This window comes from Photobacterium chitinilyticum (assembly GCF_004104355.1).
Classification (GTDB): domain Bacteria; phylum Pseudomonadota; class Gammaproteobacteria; order Enterobacterales; family Vibrionaceae; genus Photobacterium; species Photobacterium chitinilyticum.
This window is the reverse complement of the sequence record NZ_RJLM01000161.1, coordinates 1-512: the sequence shown is the minus strand read 5'-3', so window position 1 is coordinate 512 and position 512 is coordinate 1. Positions and strand designations below refer to the sequence as shown.

The 512-nt window shown below is 57.2% G+C and carries 1 protein-coding gene; it reads left to right on the top strand.

Annotated features, from left to right (window positions below):
- A partial coding sequence (locus EDI28_RS26350) for a phage minor tail protein L (protein WP_128786720.1) occupies positions 1 to 512 on the top strand: 512 nt, incomplete at both ends.

Genomic DNA, 512 nt, shown 5'->3' with positions numbered 1-512 from the left:
GAGGTCGGTGGAGAACGTTATTTTTTCTGTAATGAGCAGAACGAAAAAGGTGAGCCGGTCACCTGGCAGGGGCGACAGTATCAGCCGTATCCCATTCAGGGGAGCGGTTTTGAACTGAATGGCAAAGGCACCAGTACGCGCCCCACGCTGACGGTTTCTAACCTGTACGGTATGGTCACCGGGATGGCGGAAGATATGCAGAGTCTGGTCGGCGGAACGGTGGTCCGGCGTAAGGTTTACGCCCGTTTTCTGGATGCGGTGAACTTCGTCAACGGAAACAGTTACGCCGATCCGGAGCAGGAGGTGATCAGCCGCTGGCGCATTGAGCAGTGCAGCGAACTGAGCGCGGTGAGTGCCTCCTTTGTACTGTCCACGCCGACGGAAACGGATGGCGCTGTTTTTCCGGGACGTATCATGCTGGCCAACACCTGCACCTGGACCTATCGCGGTGACGAGTGCGGTTATAGCGGTCCGGCTGTCGCGGATGAATATGACCAGCCAACGTCCGATAT